The organism is Roseibium sp. 10G30-5, assembly GCF_055809635.1.
This window is the reverse complement of record NZ_CM147918.1, coordinates 1,020,083-1,037,092: the sequence shown is the minus strand read 5'-3', so window position 1 is coordinate 1,037,092 and position 17,010 is coordinate 1,020,083. Positions and strand designations below refer to the sequence as shown.

Sequence of the window (17,010 nt, the reverse complement as noted above, 5' to 3'; positions counted from 1 at the left end):
CAACTTATGACGATGGCTACCGAAACCGAATCCATCCTTCAGATCCCAAGAGCGCAAGGACGTGCCAAGAAAAAAGGTGTGTCTGCAGGAACGGTGAAGGCGCGTATCCTGATGACCATGGTGGCATTTTTCGGCGTGTTCGCGATTATCGGCGGGCGCCTGGTGCAGCTTGGGCAAATGCAGGAAGCGCCGAGTTCTGCATGGATTTCCGCACAACAGTCGATCTCGGAATCGCGCCCGGATCTGGTGGATCGCAACGGCAAGATCCTTAGCAACAGACATCAAGACAGCCTCGCTTTATGCTGAGCCGCGTCGCATCATCGACGTGGATGAAGCCGTGGATGGGCTGACGCGCATTCTACCGGATCTGGATGCGCGCCGCTTGCGCCGTCGTCTGGAAAGCAAGGCGGGCTTTATCTGGCTGAAGCGCGAATTGTCTCCAGATCAGGCCGAGCGGATCCATAATCTGGGCCTGCCGGGAATTGGCTTCGTGTCTGAAAACAAGAGGTTTTATCCAGGCGGGCCGACCGCGGGTCATATTGTCGGGTCGGTGAACGTCGACAACCAGGGTCTGACGGGCATCGAGCGCTATCTGGATAAGCACTGGTTGGGCGACCTGCAAAAGGCCGGGCTGACACAAAGCAAGACCTTTCAGCCTGTGAAGCTGTCGATTGATCTGCGGGTCCAGCACATTGTGCGCGATGAGCTGCAAAAGGCGATGAAGCTTTATCAGGCGACCGCTGCTGTTGGTATCGTCGTCAATGACAAGACAGGCGAAGTGCTGGCGATGTCCTCAATCCCGGACTACGACCCGAATGATCGTGCACAGGCGCTGGATCCCAAGCGGATGAACCGCGCAACCGGTGCGGTCTTTGAAATGGGGTCTGTTTTCAAGACATTCACGATGGCAATGGCGCTGGATTCCGGCAAGGTGAAGCTGACGGACAAGTTCGATGTCAGTAGCCCCATTCATTTTGCTGGTCGGACCATTCACGATTTTGAGCCGAAAAAGTATCCGCTCTCCGTGCCGGACATTTTCCGCTTCTCGTCCAATATCGGCTCGGCCAAAATGGTCATCAAGACAGGGATCGAAGAACAGCAGAAATTCCTGAAGCGCATTGGATTGACCACGCGCGAGCATACGGAATTGCCGGAAGTGGCCACGCCGCTGTTGCCGCAAAAATGGACAGAGCTGGCGGCGATGACCATTGCCTTCGGTCATAGTATCGCGGTTACACCCATGCAAACGCTCATGGCGTCGGCTGCGCTGATGAATGGTGGCATTCTTATGCAGCCAACCTTCTTCCCGCGCTCGGCAGATCAGGTCAAAGCTCTGGGGAAACGTGTTGTTTCTGAAGATACAAGCCGCAAAATGCGCTATCTTTTCCGCCTGAATGCACTTGCGGGATCGGGCAAGAATGCAACGGTTCCAGGCTACATGGTCGGCGGAAAGACGGGGACTGCGGAAAAGATCGTGAATGGCGCCTATGCGAACAACAGACGCCGCAACACGTTCATTGCCGCGTTTCCGATTGATGATCCGAAGTACATGACACTGGTTTTGCTGGATGATCCGAAGCCGGTTCCGCCAAACCACTATGCAACTGCAGGCTATAACACGGCGCCGACAACCGCAGCCATCATTCGACGGATGGCGCCGCTGCTGGGTGTCGTCCCTCAGTTTGGCGGCTAGGATAAGCCGATGGTGGCTGCCAACTAGACCGCTTGGGTCAGGCCGGTTTCACGTGAGCGTGTCCGGATCCGGCGCAGGTAATTGGATCAACGCACAGACAGACGACCTGGTGAAATGGATCTTCAACAACTTGCAAGCGGACTGGCGAATTTCACTCAGAAGGCATCGGGATCTGTATCCGGGCTGACGCCGGACAGTCGTGAGGTTGCGCCGGGCTTTCTATTTGCCGCGCTGAAGGGCGCTAGGATTGATGGCACAGCCTTTGTGGCGCAGGCGGTCAAGGCGGGCGCGAGTGCCATTCTCTGTGCCAGTGACGATGTTGATCGCATTCTGCCGGGACTTGATCCTGAAGTGTCCCTGTTAAGCAGTGACGAGCCGCGCCGTGCATTGGCGCTGATGGCAGCTCGCTTTCATGGCCGCCAACCCAAAGTCAGCGTTGCTGTCACCGGCACCAGCGGCAAGACCTCTGTGGCTTATTTCACCCGCCAGATCTTTCAGGCTGCCGGCCATTCGGCGGCTGCTCTTGGCACGATTGGGGTTGTGACCAATGATGGCCGCAGTTACGGGGGGCTGACAACGCCGGACCCTGTTTCGTTGCACAAGGCGATTGATCAACTGAGCGCAGACGGGATCACGCATCTGGCGCTGGAGGCTTCCAGTCACGGACTGGATCAGCATCGCCTTGATGGTGTGCGGCTGACGGCTGCGGCCTTTACCAATCTCGGCCGCGATCACATGGATTATCATCCGACCATCGAGGAGTATCTTCAAGCCAAGTTGCGCCTGTTCAAGGACGTTCTGCCCGACGGGGGCACAGTCGTTGTTGATCCGGATGAGCGATATGCCGATCGGGTTATGGCTGTGGCGCAAGACCGCAACCTGCCGCTTTTCACTGTTGGTGAGCATGGTCGGGACCTGACGCTTCTTGGACTGAAGCCGTCCGGCGAAGGCTTTGGACAGGAATTGCGTCTTGGCACGGCGCGGGGCGAATATTCCGTGACATTGCCCCTGATTGGCCGCTTTCAGGTGTCCAATGCGTTGATTTCCGTAGGTCTTGCCATTGCGTCAGGTATGGATACTGGGGCGGCTATTCGCGCGCTTGAAACTCTGCATGGTGCTCCGGGACGATTGGAATTCGCAGGCCGCACGACCAGCGGCGCCATTGTTGTGATTGATTATGCGCATAAGCCCGATGCCTTGGAGAATGCGTTGAAGGCCCTGCGCCCCTTTGCCAGCGGCACGCTTGGTGTCATCGTCGGCGCGGGTGGAGACCGGGATCCGGGAAAACGTCTGTTGATGGGGCAGGCGGCAGCGGCGAATGCGGATCTTGTTATCGTGACGGATGACAATCCGCGCTCCGAAGATCCCGCCAAGATCCGTAAGGCGGTTCTCGAAGGCGCTCCGAATGCGCAGGAGATTGGGGATCGTGGCGAAGCGATCCGGGTGGCCATTGCGCATCTCAAATCCGGCGATATCCTGTGTGTAGCAGGAAAAGGCCACGAAACTGGCCAGATTGTCGGCAATACGGTGCTTCCCTTTTCAGATCATGAGGCGGTGGCTGCGGCCATTGCAGCTGGAGCGAATGCATGAGCGAGACCCTGTGGACCTTGAGCGATTTCGTCAGCGCCTGTGAGGGCGAGCGCCGGGGTGCCGTGTCTCAGGATGTCGCCGGAATCTCCATCGACAGTCGGACGCTGGAACCGGGTGACGCCTTTTTCGCCATCAAGGGCGACAATTTCGATGGCCACCGCTTCGTCGGGGCTGCCCTCGAGGCGGGCGCAGCGATCGCCGTCGTGGCGCGGGCAAGCGCTGATGGGTTGCCGGAAAATGGGCGCTATCTACTCGTTGATGACCCTCTGGCCGCTCTTGAGCGACTGGGTAAGGCGGCAAGGGCGCGCTCCAATGCTCGCATCATCGCGGTCACTGGATCGGTCGGCAAGACCAGTACCAAGGAAGCTCTGCGACTGGCCTTGAGCGCCAGTGGCAAGACCCATGCCTCGCTGGCATCTTTCAACAATCACTGGGGCGTGCCCGTCACACTGGCGCGGATGCCGGCAGATGCCGCCTATGGTGTGTTTGAGATTGGCATGAACCACGCAGGCGAGATCACGCCGCTGGTCAAGATGGTGCGGCCGCATGTCGCCATCATCACCACCGTGCAGGCGGTGCATCTGGAATTCTTTGCCTCTGTCGAGAAGATTGCGCAGGCCAAGGCCGAGATCTTCAATGGTCTGGAGCCGGGTGGAACGGTGCTGCTCAATCAGGACAATCCGCAATATGATCTGCTACGGTTTCTGGCAAAGGCGGCCCGCGTCGATCATGTGCTGACTTTCGGGCAGGGCCAGGGTGTCGACATACGTTTGCTTGATGTGACGCGCCGTATCGACGGCTCGGATGTTGTCGCGCAGATTTCGGGCACTCGCATCTCCTACCGGGTCGGCGCGCGGGGGCAACATCAGGTCCTCAACAGTCTCGCAGTGCTGGGGGCGGTGTCGGAAGTGGGGGCTGATGTGCAAAAAGGTGCCGATGCGCTTGGCTCGATGAGTGCGCCGAAAGGACGAGGCGAGGTGTCGAAATTGTCACTCACCGCAGGCACTGCAACACTTCTCGATGAAAGCTATAATGCCAACCCGGCTTCGATGCGGGCAGCACTTGGTGTGTTGGCCGATGTGGAGCCGGAGGGAGAAGGTCGTCGTGTCGCCGTTCTGGGCGATATGCGTGAACTGGGCGAAACCGCCGACGAGCTGCACGCCGCTTTGCTGGCTCCCCTCAATGATGCTGCTGTCGATTGCGTCTTTTGTGTCGGACCGCATATGAGGGCGCTTTGGGATCGTCTGCCGGAGCCCCTGCGGGGAGGCTATGCACCGGCCAGCGAAGAGATACGCGATGCCTTGGTCGAGGCTGTCAAGCCGGGCGACATCGTGATGATCAAAGGGTCTCTCGGGACCAGAATGGGGCCGCTCGTTGAAGCTCTGAAGAAGAATTATACGCCAACGGCTGATGCCGAGGAAGCTTGAGGAAAGCTAGATGTTTTATTTTCTCGGTGATTTTGCCGATCAGATTTCTGCACTGAATGTGTTTCGTTACATCACGTTCCGCACCGGCGGAGCCATCATGACGGCGCTTCTGTTCGTGTTTCTGTTCGGACCAAAAATCATTTCCAGCCTGCGGTTGCGTCAGGGGCACGGTCAGCCGATCCGGGCAGATGGTCCTGAAAGCCATCTTCTGACCAAGAAGGGCACGCCAACAATGGGCGGCCTGATGATCCTGTCTGGCGCGCTGGTGGCTGCCTTGCTGTGGTCGGATCTGAGCAATCCTTACGTATGGATCGTCATTGGTGTCACCGTCGGGTTCGGTGCTATCGGGTTTTATGATGACTACCTGAAAGTCTCCACGTCGACGGCCCGCGGCTTCAGCGGCAAGATGCGTCTGGCGCTGGAATTCGTTATCGCGCTTGTGGCCGCCATTGCGGTGACCTGGCTTGATAATCCGCCGTATTCCACTTCCATTGGCTTTCCCTTTCTCAAGGATTTGACGCTCAACCTTGGTGTGCTGTTCCTGCCGTTTGCAGCGGTTGTGATGGTGGGGGCCGGCAATGCCGTGAACCTGACCGACGGTCTGGATGGATTGGCCATCGTGCCGGTGATGATCGCCTGCGCGTCCTTCGCACTCGTTGCCTATCTGTCAGGCAATGCCGTGTTTGCCGATTATCTGCAAATCCACCATGTGGCCGGGACCGGTGAACTGGCTGTGATCTGTGGTGCAGTCATTGGGGCAGGGCTGGGGTTCTTATGGTTCAACGCGCCACCTGCCGCCATTTTTATGGGTGATACAGGTTCTCTGGCACTCGGCGGGATGATCGGTGCCATTGCCGTTGCCACCAAGCATGAAATCGTGCTGGCAATCGTTGGCGGTCTGTTCGTTCTGGAGGCTGTCTCGGTCATCGTGCAGGTGCTCTCGTTCAAACTGACCGGAAAGCGCGTCTTCCGCATGGCGCCCATTCACCACCATTTCGAATATCTCGGCTGGACGGAATCCTAGGTTGTGATCCGCTTCTGGATCATTGCCGTGGTTTTGGCCTTGCTCGGTCTTGCAACCTTGAAGCTGAGGTAATCAGATGATCCCTGTAACAAGCTTCAAGGACAAGACGGTCGCGCTCTTCGGGCTCGGCGGGTCCGGCGTTGCAACCGCCCGGGCATTGCTCGCCGGTGGCGCCGATGTTCTCGTGTGGGACGACGCTGAGGCGCGGGTCGATGAAGCGCGTGCGGCCGGGCTGTCCGTCGCGGATCTGCGTGGCATCGACTGGACGCAGATCTCAGCGCTGGTGCTTGCGCCGGGCGTTCCGCTGACGCATCCGCAGCCGCATTGGAGCGTCGAGGCTGCACAGGTGCATGGTGTTGAGATTATCGGCGATATTGAGTTGTTTTGCCGCGAGCGGCAGGCTCAGTGTCCGGGCGCAAAGCTGATTGCTATTACCGGCACCAACGGCAAGTCGACCACAACTGCATTGATTTCGCACCTTCTCGGGGCAGCCGGTTTCGATGTGCAGATGGGCGGCAACATCGGTACGCCTATTCTGGCGCTTGAGGAATTGTCAAGCGAGCGGGTCTATGTGGTGGAATGTTCGTCTTATCAGATCGACCTGTCGCCCAGCCTTGATCCCGATGTGGGCGTGCATTTGAACCTGTCGCCAGACCATCTAGACCGCCATGGCGATATGACCCATTACGCGGCCATCAAAGAGCGCCTGATTGCCAGTAGCCACGTCGCTGTGGTGGGCGTTGATGACGTCATGTCGGCCGAGATTGCCAAGCGTCAGGATGTGGCGCTGATGCCGGTCTGGCGGATTTCATCTATGCATCCCGTCGACAACGGCGTGTTTTGCGACGGCGAAACCTTGAGCGAAGCGCATGAGGGCAACGCATTGGTCGTGGCTTCTCTCGCCGGGATCGACAGCCTGCGCGGTGCACACAACGGTCAGAATGCAGCGGCGGCTTTTGCGACTTTGCGTGCCTTTGGACTGGACGCCAACGTGATTGCAGCCGGGCTGACATCTTTCCCCGGTCTGGCGCATCGCATGGAAATGGTCGCCCGCTGCGGACAGGTGTTGTTCGTCAACGACAGCAAGGCGACCAATGCGGATGCCGCCGCGCGTGCGCTTGGCACCTTCGGGCGGATCTACTGGATAGCCGGCGGCAAGCCGAAGGCAGGAGGGATCTCCAGCCTGACGGACTATTTCGACCACATTGCCAAGGCATATCTGATCGGCGAAGCGGCGGAGGATTTCGCCGCGACGTTGGAGGCCAAGGTGCCTTATGTGCGCTCGGGCGCGCTTGAGACGGCGGTACGCCAAGCCTTTGCCGATGCCCGTCAAGATGAGGCAGAGGAAGCGGTGGTGCTTCTGTCGCCCGCCTGTGCGTCCTTTGATCAGTTCAAGAGCTTCGAGGCCCGTGGTCAAGCCTTTGCCGAATATGTTCGCGCGTTGACCAGCAATGCCGAAACAGAGGAAGTCGCCTGATGGTTAGTCGCGCCGATCGCAGCCGTTTTGCAGAGTGGTTCTGGACTGTGGACCATTATCTGCTGGCGGCCTTCACATTTCTCATGATCTGGGGGGTGGTTCTCTCGCTGGCGGCAAGTCCGGCAGTGGCTGAGCGCATCGGCGTGGAGCCTTTCTTCTTCGTCAAGCGCGAGGCGGCCTTCATGCCGCTGGCGCTTATGTTGATGGTGGGGGCCAGTTTGCTGACGCCGCGCCAGATCAGGCGCGTGGCTCTCGTCATATTTGTGGTTTCACTGGTGCTGATGGTGGCGACCCTGTTCGTCGGTCTGGAAGCCAAGGGATCACGGCGCTGGATCCACCTTGCAGGATTTTCGATCCAGCCATCTGAAACTCTGAAACCGGCCTTCGTCATAATTGTCGCCTTCCTCTTATCGGAGGGCAACAAGAGCAAGGAAGTGCTAGGAATTCTTGCGTCCGTGCTTCTGTTCGCCATGTGTGCGGCATTGCTCATTGCGCAGCCGGATTTTGGCCAGACTATGTTGCTTGCAACCGTCTGGGGCGCGTTGTTCTTCATGAACGGCATTCCGTGGTACGCCATCATGGGACTGGGGGCGGTTGGGGTCAGTGGCTTGTTTGCAGCTTACGCCTTCCTGCCGCACGTGACTTCGCGCGTGAACAAGTTCCTTGATCCAAGTGCTGGCGATACCTATCAGGCCGACACCTCGATGCAGGCGTTTCTGTCCGGTGGATGGTTCGGGCGCGGCCCGGGCGAGGGCACCGTCAAGCGGATCCTGCCGGATAGTCATACCGACTATATCTTTGCGGTCGCAGCAGAAGAATACGGTATCATCGTCTGCATGATCCTGATTGCGGTTTATATCTTCATCGTGATGCGGGTGCTCCACCATGCCAGCAAGGTACAGGATCCTTTCCGCCGTTTGGCAACAGCGGGGCTTGGGGTTCTCTTCGGCCTTCAGGCTTGCATCAACCTTTCGGTGAACCTCAACCTCATTCCGTCCAAAGGCATGACCCTGCCCTTTATTTCCTACGGCGGGTCATCGCTGTTGTCGTCCGCGATGGTGGCCGGGGCCATTTTGGCGCTGACGCGCAAGCGTCCGTCCACCATTGCGACACGCGGCGAGGATGTGACTGTCAGTCGTCTGTCGCCTTCGTCGCTGATGTAATTTTTCGAGTTGGTCGAAAGGCGCGTTATGAACGAAAGCATCCTGCTGACAGCCGGGGGGTCCGGCGGGCATCTTTTTCCTGCGCAGGCGCTCGCCTCCGAGTTGGCGCGTCGTGGTTATGTGGTGGAATTGGCAACCGATGAGCGCGCCGATAAGTTCGGCAGCGATTTCCCTGCGCGGCGGGTGCACATTGTGGCATCGGCCACGCTTGGCGGCCGCAATCCGTTTGCCCTGCTGAAGACCTTCTTTCGGTTGTTCAAGGGCACGTGGCAGGCGCGGCGGCTGATTTATGCTCTGCGCCCTGGGGTCGTGGTCGGCTTTGGTGGCTACCCGACTTTTCCGCCAATGCTGGCCGCCAGGTTGACCGGTACACCATCTATCCTGCATGAGGCCAATGGCGTCATGGGGCGTGCCAACAGGATGCTGGCAGGTGGCGTCAGCGCTTTGGCGACGAGCGTGCCGTTACATGGTGTTTCGAATGCTTTGCAGGCCAAGATCGTCGAGACGGGCAACCCATTGCGCGACGCGGTGATTGCCTGCGTTGGCCAGTCGTTTCCGCCGATTGCGCCAGACGGGCCTTTCAACCTGCTGGTGTTCGGTGGTTCGCAAGGCGCCCGGGTGTTTTCTGATCTGATGCCGCAGGCCATTGCGTTGCTGCCCGAGGATCTGCGGGGACGTTTGCGCTTGACGCAGCAATGTCGCCCGGAGGATCTGACGCGCGTCGGCAAGGCCTATATGGAACTGAAGATCGACGCCGAACTGAACAGCTTCTTTACCGACATGCCGGCGCGCATTGCCGATAATCACCTGACGTTGTGCCGCTCTGGTGCCTCAACCGTGAGTGAGTTGGCGGCTCTTGGTCGTCCCTCAGTGCTGGTGCCGCTTCCCAATGCGCTGGATCAGGATCAACTGATCAATGCGCAAGCGTTGGAGCGCGCGGGGGCAGCCCGTGTCTTGAATCAAGCAGAGCTGAGGGCGGAAACGCTGGCTCAAGAACTCGAAACCCTGATGCGTGCGCCCGACCAGCTTGCCGGTATGGCAGAGGCCGCACGCGGCCTGGGGCAAACCGATGCGGTTGGTCGTCTGGCAGACCTCGTCGAACGTATTGCTCACGGCGACACTGACACCAAAGGAGAACGCGCATGAAGATGCCGCAGGATATAGGTCCGATTCATTTTGTCGGCATTGGCGGGATCGGCATGAGTGGCATTGCCGAGGTGCTCAAGACGTTGGGATACACCGTGCAAGGCTCGGACATGGCCGAAAACGCCAATGTCAAACGTTTGCGGGAAAACGGCATCAACATTGAAGTTGGCCACACGGCAGAGAACCTTGGCAATGCGCGTGTGCTGGTCGTCTCCTCTGCTATCCGCAAGGACAACCCCGAGCTGGTGGCTGCGCGTGAAAAGCTGATTCCGGTGGTGCGTCGCGCCGAAATGCTGGCCGAGTTGATGCGCTTCAAGCAAGCGATTGCTGTTGGCGGCACGCATGGCAAGACAACAACAACTTCGATGATTTCGGCACTGCTGGATGCGGGCAACTTTGATCCGACCGTGATCAATGGCGGCATTATCAATGCCTATGGCACCAATGCCCGCATGGGGGCAGGTGAGTGGATGGTGGTCGAGGCAGACGAAAGCGATGGTACTTTCGTCAAGTTGCCTGCCGATGTGGCGGTGGTGACCAATATCGACCCGGAACATCTGGATCATTATGGCGATTTTGCCGGTGTGCGGGCTGCGTTCCGTCAGTTTGTTGAGAACGTCCCGTTTTATGGCTTCGCCGTCATGTGCCTCGATCATCCGGAAGTGCAAACGCTTGTCGGACAGATCGAAGACCGCCGCATTCTGACCTATGGTCGCAATCCTCAGGCCGATGTGCGGTTCTTCGATGTCGAGATGAGTGGTGGCAAGTCGATCTTCTCCGTCGAGGTGCGTGATCGCCAGACAGGGGAAGAGCGGCGTCTGGAAAGTCTCATGCTGCCGATGCCGGGACTGCATAACGTTTCCAATGCCACAGCTGCGGTTTGCGTAGCCGTTGAACTTGGCATGTCGCCGGATGAGATTCGCGCCGGGCTTGCGTCGTTCGGGGGCGTCAAACGTCGCTTTACCCAAACCGGGTCGGTTGAGGGCGTCGACGTGTTCGACGATTACGCGCATCATCCGGTCGAGATCCGCTCGGTGCTTCATGCGGCGCGTGAATCGGCCAAGGGCAAGGTCATCGCCATCGTGCAGCCGCATCGCTACACGCGCCTGCAGTCGCTCTTTGATGATTTCACCAGTTGCTTCAATGATGCGGATACGGTGATCGTTGCGCCGGTTTATCCGGCAGGTGAACAGCCAATCGAGGGCGCAGAGCATCGTGATCTCGTATCGGGCCTGAAAACACGCGGGCACCGCTCGGTCATCGCTATCGACGATCCAAGTGAGTTGGCCGCTCTTGTCGGAGACCTGGCACATGAGGGCGACTATGTCATTTGCATGGGCGCTGGCAGCATCACTCAGTGGGCCTACGCCTTGCCGGAGGATCTGAAGGCGTTGAAGGACACTGGCGCATGAGCCTGCCTGATCTGCTTGAGATTCATCCGGAGTTGACTGAGGGTATTCGCGGGCGGCTGACGCCGCATCAGCGGCTGTCAACCGTCACCTGGTTTCGCACCGGCGGTCCGGCTCAACTGATGTTTCAGCCTGCTGATGTCGACGATCTAAGGTTGTTTCTGACCCGGTTGCCGAAGCACATTCCGATCCTTCCCGTTGGGCTTGGATCTAATCTGCTCATTCGCGATGGCGGATTGGAAGGCGTTGTCATTCGACTCAGCGCCAAGGGGTTTGGCCAGGTTGAGCGCGAGGGCCAGACACGCCTGCGCGTTGGCGCAGCCCTTCCAGACAAACGTCTGGCCGAGACTGCGGCGCAGTCCGGCCTTGGCGGGTTTTCGTTTTATGCAGGCATTCCCGGTGGTCTCGGCGGGGCCTTGCGCATGAACGCGGGCGCGCATGGAACTGAGACGTGCGAGCGTATGGTGGAGCTGGTGGGCATTGACCGCAGCGGCGCCCGGCATGTGCTGACGAATGAAGACATGCGCTACGCCTATCGGTTCAGCGATGCGCCTGCCGATATGATCTTCGTCGAAGCGCTTCTGGAAGGTGATCCACGAGATGAGGCACTGATTCGCTAGGAAATGGCCGATGTCGTTGCCCATCGTGAAAAGGCGCAGCCTATTCGGGAAAAAACCGGAGGGTCGACCTTCAAAAACCCGGAGGGAACCTCTGCGTGGAAGGAAGTCGACAAGGCAGGCTGTCGTGGATTGACGATTGGCGGCGCACAAATGTCGGAAATGCACTGCAATTTCATGATCAACACAGGTGAGGCGACGGGGCACGATCTGGAGCTTCTGGGAGAAACCGTGCGCAAGCGTGTGTTCGAAACGAGCGGCTTGCGGCTGCATTGGGAAATCAAACGTCTGGGTGCCTTTGGCAGCAAGGGCAAGATCGAGCCTTTTCTTGGGGTAACGACTGAGGAGCCGGTATGAGCGAGAAACACGTTGCCGTCCTGATGGGCGGCTGGGTCAATGAACGACCGGTCAGCCTGAGTTCCGGCAAAGCCTGTGCTGATGCACTGGAAGAGGCGGGCTACAAGGTCACGCGCATTGATGTGGGCCACGACCTGCCCGCCGTGCTGGGGCAGGTGATGCCTGATGTCGTGTTCAACGCGCTGCATGGTCCTTTTGGTGAGGATGGCTGCGTCCAGGGCATCCTTGAAGTCATGGAGATTCCCTACACACACTCGGGTGTAATGGCGTCAGCGTTGGCAATGAACAAGGTGAAGGCCAAAGCGGTCATGGATTCAGCCGGTGTTAACGTTACTGAACACTTGATTGTGAATAGAAGGGATATCGGGCAAAACCACCCGATGAAGCCGCCTTATGTTTTGAAGCCCATCTGTGAAGGATCGAGCCTCGGCGTGTTCATTGTACGCGAAGATGCCTTGTATCCACCGCAGGAGTTAAGCCGCGAAGATTGGCCATTTCCAGATACTTTCATGTGCGAACGCTACATTCCGGGTCGTGAACTGACCTGTGCGGTGATGGGCGACCGGGTCCTGGGGGTTATCGACATCTTACCCACAGGTGAAGAATTCTACGATTTCAATGCGAAATATGCGGATGGAGGGTCCAAACATCTCCTTCCTGCAAAAATTTCACCGATTGTTTACCAAGATATACAGAAACTGACACTTCAGGCGCATCAGGCCCTTGGCTGCAGAGGAGTCTCCAGAGCGGACTTCCGTTTCAACGAGACAGCAGACGGTGGCGAACTGATTTGTCTGGAAGTGAATACACAACCCGGCATGACGCCGACTTCACTGGTTCCTGAACTCGCCGCCTACGAAGGTATCGATTTCAAGGCCTTGGTGAGCTGGATGGTAGAGGACGCAAGTTGCTGTCGATAAGGCGAAATAGAAAGCGGGATCACATTTCCCCCTGGAGGCCGAATTGGCCCCGGCCGGGCGTGGTGTGTCTCGTCTGAATCGCCAGCCAGTCTGGAGGGCGGTTGGCCGGTTGGCCGAACTGCCGCGCTGGACCGGGTCGCTGGCGGCTATTGCCTTTTTGTCTCTGTCTATCGGTTACGGCGTTGTCCAGGGCGGTTATGGCCGTATGGTTGCCGATGCTTTCTTCTCCACCTGTGGCTTGGGTCTTGAGACCGTACAGCTTGCAGGCGAACAGCAGACGTCAGAGCAGGAAATCCTTACGGCGCTGAATATTCCCGAAGGCGCATCGCTGGTGCTGTATGATGCCGATGCAGCCCGAAAGCGTCTGGAAAACGTGTCTTGGGTCAAAGACGTGTCCGTGATGAAGCTCTATCCCGGCACGCTCAAGGTCTCGATCCACGAACGCATCCCTTATGCGTTGTGGCAGCATGGCACGGTCGTGTCTGTCATCGACAAGAACGGGGACGTCATCACCAACAAGGCTGATGGGCGATACGCCAATTTGCTGCTTCTGGTGAATGACGGCGCACAAGAACATGCGCAGGACATCATTGATGCGCTGAACACCGTGCCGCAATTGCGCCCGCGTGTTCGCGCCGCGATGCTGATTGCCGGCCGTCGCTGGGATCTCCTGCTGGAAAACAACATGACCATCCGTCTGCCGGAGACGAACATCGCTCCGGCACTGACGGATCTGGTGCAACTCGATCAGAAAAAGCTCTTTTGTCCCGCGAGATCTCCATGGTTGATATGCGCGTTTCAGACCGGATTGTCGTCCAACTGACTGCTGATGGAAAGCGACGCTTTGAAGCGTGGCAGCAGAGCGAAGACAAGTCTCCTCGTCGGGAGCGCAACACATGAGCCGCTCCGCAAACTCGATCTATTTGCCGCGTATGCGGCCGCTGCCAGGACGCCGCGCTGTCATCATGTCGGTGCTGGACGTGGGATCGTCGAAAATCTGCTGTCTGATTGCCAAGTTGACACCGCGTGAAGACGACGGGCTTTTGTCCGGTCGCTCGCATTCGGTCACGGTTCTGGGCTACGGCTACCAGCGCTCACAAGGCATCAAGTCCGGCGTTGTCGTGGATATGGATGCAGCCGAGCAGGCGATCCGCCAGGCCGTGGATGCGGCTGAACGCATGGCTGGCCTGACAGTTGAATCGCTGATCGTCAATGTCAGCTGTGGCCGTCTGAAGAGCGACATCTTTTCAGCCAGCGTGGCACTGGTCGGTGAATCGGTGACCGAAGCCGACATTCAGCGCGTGCTGTCTGCAGGCTCCAGCCACTCGGTGACCGAAGGTCGCGCTGTAACGCATGGCCTGCCGATTTCTTATTCGCTGGATGGCAACCGTGGCATCCGCGATCCGCGTGGCATGATGGGCAACAAGCTGGGTGTCGACATTCAGGTTGTGACCACGGAAACGCCGCCGGTGCGCAATCTTGAACTCTGCATCAACCGCAGTCATCTGAATGTGGAAACGATGGTGGCAACGCCCTTCGCCAGCGGTCTTGCAACACTCGTGACGGATGAAAGTGAACTGGGCGTGGCCTGTATTGATATGGGCAGCGGCACCACAACACTCTCGGTTTTTGTTGAAGGCCATATGGTTCACCTTGATGCCATTGCCGTTGGCGGGCACCATGTGACAACAGATATTGCAAGGGCCTTCGCGACGCGTCTTCAGGACGCAGAGCGCTTGAAAACCCTTTACGGCTCGACGCTGACCAGCAGTTCGGACGATCGTGAGATGCTCACGGTTCCGCCGCTGGAACATAACAGCGACCTGCCCAACCAGATACCTCGCTCGGCGCTGACGAAAGTTATTCGGCCTCGGGTGGAAGAAATCCTTGAACTCGTACGTGACCGTTTGACGGCTTCCGGCTTTGCCGGGCGCGTCGGAAAACAGGTTGTTCTAACTGGGGGTGCAAGCCAGTTGACGGGTTTGAGTGAAGTTGCGCGCCGGGTCCTCGGGCGTAACGTTCGTCTTGGTCGGCCACTTGGTGTGGCAGGCCTCCCGGAGGCCGCAAAAGGCCCGGCATTTGCTACAGCCGTTGGCCTCCTGATTTATCCGCAAGTCGCCCAGATCGAGCAGTTCGAGCATAGAACGAGACGATTGGGATGGACTGGAGAAACTGGTTATCTGGCCCGCGTGGGTCAGTGGATCAGAGAAAGTTTCTGACGAAATGAGCGCAGGACAGGAACGGCCGGTAACGGCTGAACAGATTAGGGAAGCAGAGGGTGCACCCGTTCAGGGACACCCAGAGGGTCGCGAGGAAAACATGACCATCAACCTGAAGATGCCTGACATTCAGGAGTTGAAGCCAAGGATTACCGTCTTTGGCGTCGGCGGTGCAGGAGGCAACGCTGTCAACAATATGATCACCGCTGGTCTCCAGGGTTGCGACTTCGTCGTTGCCAACACGGATGCCCAGGCTTTGGCCACCAACCACTCCGAACGTCTCGTCCAGATGGGCGTTGCGGTCACCGAAGGACTGGGCGCTGGATCCCAGCCTGAAGTCGGAAGTGCTGCGGCTGAAGAAGTGATCGACGAGATCAATGACCATCTGTCCGGATCGCACATGGTGTTCATCACCGCCGGCATGGGCGGGGGCACCGGAACCGGTGCTGCTCCGGTCATTGCCCGTGCTGCCCGTGAACAGGGAATACTTACGGTAGGTGTGGTTACCAAGCCGTTCCAGTTCGAAGGTGGCCGCCGCATGCGCATTGCCGATTCCGGCATTGAAGAGCTGCAGCGCAACGTCGACACACTCATCGTGATCCCGAACCAGAACCTGTTCCGGATCGCAAATGCCCAGACCACCTTTGCCGATGCTTTTGCGATGGCTGACCAGGTGCTTTATTCCGGTGTTGCTTGCATCACCGACCTGATGGTCAAGGAAGGTCTCATCAACCTCGATTTTGCCGATGTGCGCTCCGTGATGCGCGGCATGGGCAAGGCGATGATGGGAACCGGCGAAGCCAGTGGTGAAAATCGTGCCCAGCAGGCTGCTGAAGCTGCGATTGCAAACCCGCTGCTCGACGAATCCTCCATGAAGGGCGCACGCGGTCTGCTGATCTCGATCACAGGCGGCAACGACCTGACGCTGTTTGAAGTCGATGAAGCAGCGACCCGTATTCGTGAAGAAGTTGACGCAGACGCCAACATCATTCTCGGTGCTACGTTCGATGAAAGCCTTGATGGCATCATCCGCGTTTCTGTCGTTGCCACCGGCATCGACCGTGAACCGGAAACTGCCGCCGAGCCGATCCCGGAAAAAAGTCTGAACCGGCTCAGGGACGGGCTGCGCCTGCACCTGCACCGGCACAGTCTGCACCGCGCGCACAGGCAACGACACGTTCCGAAGAAGCTGCCGCAAAGGCTGCCGCTTCGCTGGAACGCGAATTGACCATGGGCGATGCCCATCCGGTTTCTGCCGCATCTGATCCGGATGTGGAAATCAAGCCGTATCGCCCGCAGCAGGCTGGCATGCAGCAGGCAAAGGCTTCCATGCAGGACATCGATGATGTGCCGCATGCCGCTCACGTCGAAGACGAACACGTCAACCGTCCGTATATTCCGCCGGTTGCCGAACAGCACAACCAGGCTCCGCGTATGCCGCGCGTCGAAGATTTCCCGCCGATCGCTCAGCGTGAATTCCGGTCGGCCGCAGCACAGCAACCCGCAGCCCCGCAGCAGCCAAAACAGGCTGCTCCGGTTCAGCCGCAGGCCCATGTCGCTCAACCTGCTCCGCACGACCATGCTCATTATGATGACCATGAGCGTGATGAAGATCGCCGCCCGAAGGGTCTCCTGCGTCAGCCTGGCTACTGGCTTGGGTCGTCGTGAAGATCATGAGGACGTGCATCATCACGAAGCTGACATGCACTACCCGCAGTCCCATGCTCCGGTTCAGCCGCAGCAGGCACCGCGTCCCGTGCAGGCTCCTGTCCAGGCGGCGGCTCCTGCGCCTCGTCCGGCACAGCGTCCGAGCAATGCCGGCGCAGCCGGTCAGCTCGACACGACGGGCCGTGCACCGGCCCGTGCTCCTCAAGTGAGCGAAGACGAACAGTTGGAAATCCCGGCATTCCTGCGCCGCCAGTACCAACTGATTCGTTCAAAGCGCGACGGCTTCCCTGCCAGACACCC

The 17,010-nt window shown here is 58.6% G+C and carries 11 protein-coding genes and 3 pseudogenes; all 14 read left to right on the top strand.

What is annotated here, in order from left to right:
* Window positions 1-6: 6 nt before the first annotated feature.
* Entirely contained in the window at window positions 7-306 is a 300-nt protein-coding gene (locus tag AC0L7U_RS05305) for a hypothetical protein (RefSeq protein WP_473695930.1), read from the top strand.
* Window positions 197-1,693 (top strand): peptidoglycan D,D-transpeptidase FtsI family protein, encoded by a 1,497-nt coding sequence (locus AC0L7U_RS05300; protein ID WP_473695668.1) that lies wholly within the window; start codon window positions 197-199, stop codon window positions 1,691-1,693. Before AC0L7U_RS05305 ends, AC0L7U_RS05300 begins: the two co-directional genes overlap by 110 nt.
* A 114-nt stretch (window positions 1,694-1,807) precedes the next feature.
* On the top strand, window positions 1,808-3,283 hold the full coding sequence (locus tag AC0L7U_RS05295) for a UDP-N-acetylmuramoyl-L-alanyl-D-glutamate--2,6-diaminopimelate ligase (RefSeq protein WP_473694366.1): 1,476 nt from the start codon (window positions 1,808-1,810) through the stop codon (window positions 3,281-3,283).
* Window positions 3,280-4,710: a UDP-N-acetylmuramoylalanyl-D-glutamyl-2,6-diaminopimelate--D-alanyl-D-alanine ligase gene (locus tag AC0L7U_RS05290; protein WP_473694364.1), complete on the top strand. Its 1,431-nt coding sequence runs from the start codon at window positions 3,280-3,282 to the stop codon at window positions 4,708-4,710. The genes AC0L7U_RS05295 and AC0L7U_RS05290 overlap by 4 nt, the downstream gene beginning before the upstream one ends.
* A 10-nt stretch (window positions 4,711-4,720) precedes the next feature.
* A pseudogene (gene mraY, locus AC0L7U_RS05285) lies at window positions 4,721-5,806 on the top strand (phospho-N-acetylmuramoyl-pentapeptide-transferase).
* A gap of 4 nt (window positions 5,807-5,810) precedes the next feature.
* Window positions 5,811-7,211, top strand: a complete 1,401-nt coding sequence (gene murD / locus AC0L7U_RS05280) for a UDP-N-acetylmuramoyl-L-alanine--D-glutamate ligase (protein ID WP_473694362.1) — start codon at window positions 5,811-5,813, stop codon at window positions 7,209-7,211.
* On the top strand, window positions 7,211-8,374 hold the full coding sequence (gene ftsW / locus AC0L7U_RS05275; protein ID WP_473694360.1) for a putative lipid II flippase FtsW: 1,164 nt from the start codon (window positions 7,211-7,213) through the stop codon (window positions 8,372-8,374). The genes murD and ftsW overlap by 1 nt, the downstream gene beginning before the upstream one ends.
* A gap of 27 nt (window positions 8,375-8,401) precedes the next feature.
* Window positions 8,402-9,520, top strand: coding sequence for an undecaprenyldiphospho-muramoylpentapeptide beta-N-acetylglucosaminyltransferase (murG, locus tag AC0L7U_RS05270; RefSeq protein WP_473694358.1), 1,119 nt, complete (start codon window positions 8,402-8,404; stop codon window positions 9,518-9,520).
* On the top strand, window positions 9,517-10,932 hold the full coding sequence (murC, locus tag AC0L7U_RS05265) for a UDP-N-acetylmuramate--L-alanine ligase (RefSeq protein ID WP_473694356.1): 1,416 nt from the start codon (window positions 9,517-9,519) through the stop codon (window positions 10,930-10,932). The genes murG and murC overlap by 4 nt, the downstream gene beginning before the upstream one ends.
* Window positions 10,929-11,903, top strand: a pseudogene (murB, locus tag AC0L7U_RS05260) (UDP-N-acetylmuramate dehydrogenase). The gene murC and the pseudogene murB overlap by 4 nt, the downstream one beginning before the upstream one ends.
* Window positions 11,900-12,823 carry a D-alanine--D-alanine ligase gene (locus AC0L7U_RS05255; protein ID WP_473694354.1) on the top strand — a complete coding sequence of 308 codons (924 nt, stop codon included), beginning with the start codon at window positions 11,900-11,902 and terminating at the stop codon, window positions 12,821-12,823. The pseudogene murB and the gene AC0L7U_RS05255 overlap by 4 nt, the downstream one beginning before the upstream one ends.
* Before the next feature lie 43 nt (window positions 12,824-12,866).
* On the top strand, window positions 12,867-13,646 hold the full coding sequence (locus AC0L7U_RS05250) for a cell division protein FtsQ/DivIB (RefSeq protein WP_473694352.1): 780 nt from the start codon (window positions 12,867-12,869) through the stop codon (window positions 13,644-13,646).
* A gap of 73 nt (window positions 13,647-13,719) precedes the next feature.
* The gene (gene ftsA / locus AC0L7U_RS05245) at window positions 13,720-15,042 is read left to right on the top strand and encodes a cell division protein FtsA (protein WP_473694351.1); all 1,323 of its coding nucleotides are present in this window, start codon (window positions 13,720-13,722) and stop codon (window positions 15,040-15,042) included.
* A 100-nt stretch (window positions 15,043-15,142) separates the two neighbouring features.
* Window positions 15,143-16,963, top strand: a pseudogene (gene ftsZ / locus AC0L7U_RS05240) (cell division protein FtsZ); the annotation flags it as partial.
* Between the last annotated feature and the right edge of the window lie 47 nt (window positions 16,964-17,010).

What these genes read in the sequence shown, in the direction of transcription:
- ftsA (WP_473694351.1), top strand. Translation starts at nt 13,720, where the DNA reads ATGAGCCGCTCCGCAAACTCGATCTATTTGCCGCGTATGCGGCCGCTG.
- AC0L7U_RS05255 (WP_473694354.1), top strand. Translation starts at nt 11,900, where the DNA reads ATGAGCGAGAAACACGTTGCCGTCCTGATGGGCGGCTGGGTCAATGAA.
- murD (WP_473694362.1), top strand. Translation starts at nt 5,811, where the DNA reads ATGATCCCTGTAACAAGCTTCAAGGACAAGACGGTCGCGCTCTTCGGG.
- ftsW (WP_473694360.1), top strand. Translation starts at nt 7,211, where the DNA reads ATGGTTAGTCGCGCCGATCGCAGCCGTTTTGCAGAGTGGTTCTGGACT.
- murC (WP_473694356.1), top strand. Translation starts at nt 9,517, where the DNA reads ATGAAGATGCCGCAGGATATAGGTCCGATTCATTTTGTCGGCATTGGC.
- AC0L7U_RS05290 (WP_473694364.1), top strand. Translation starts at nt 3,280, where the DNA reads ATGAGCGAGACCCTGTGGACCTTGAGCGATTTCGTCAGCGCCTGTGAG.
- murG (WP_473694358.1), top strand. Translation starts at nt 8,402, where the DNA reads ATGAACGAAAGCATCCTGCTGACAGCCGGGGGGTCCGGCGGGCATCTT.
- AC0L7U_RS05305 (WP_473695930.1), top strand. Translation starts at nt 7, where the DNA reads ATGACGATGGCTACCGAAACCGAATCCATCCTTCAGATCCCAAGAGCG.
- AC0L7U_RS05295 (WP_473694366.1), top strand. Translation starts at nt 1,808, where the DNA reads ATGGATCTTCAACAACTTGCAAGCGGACTGGCGAATTTCACTCAGAAG.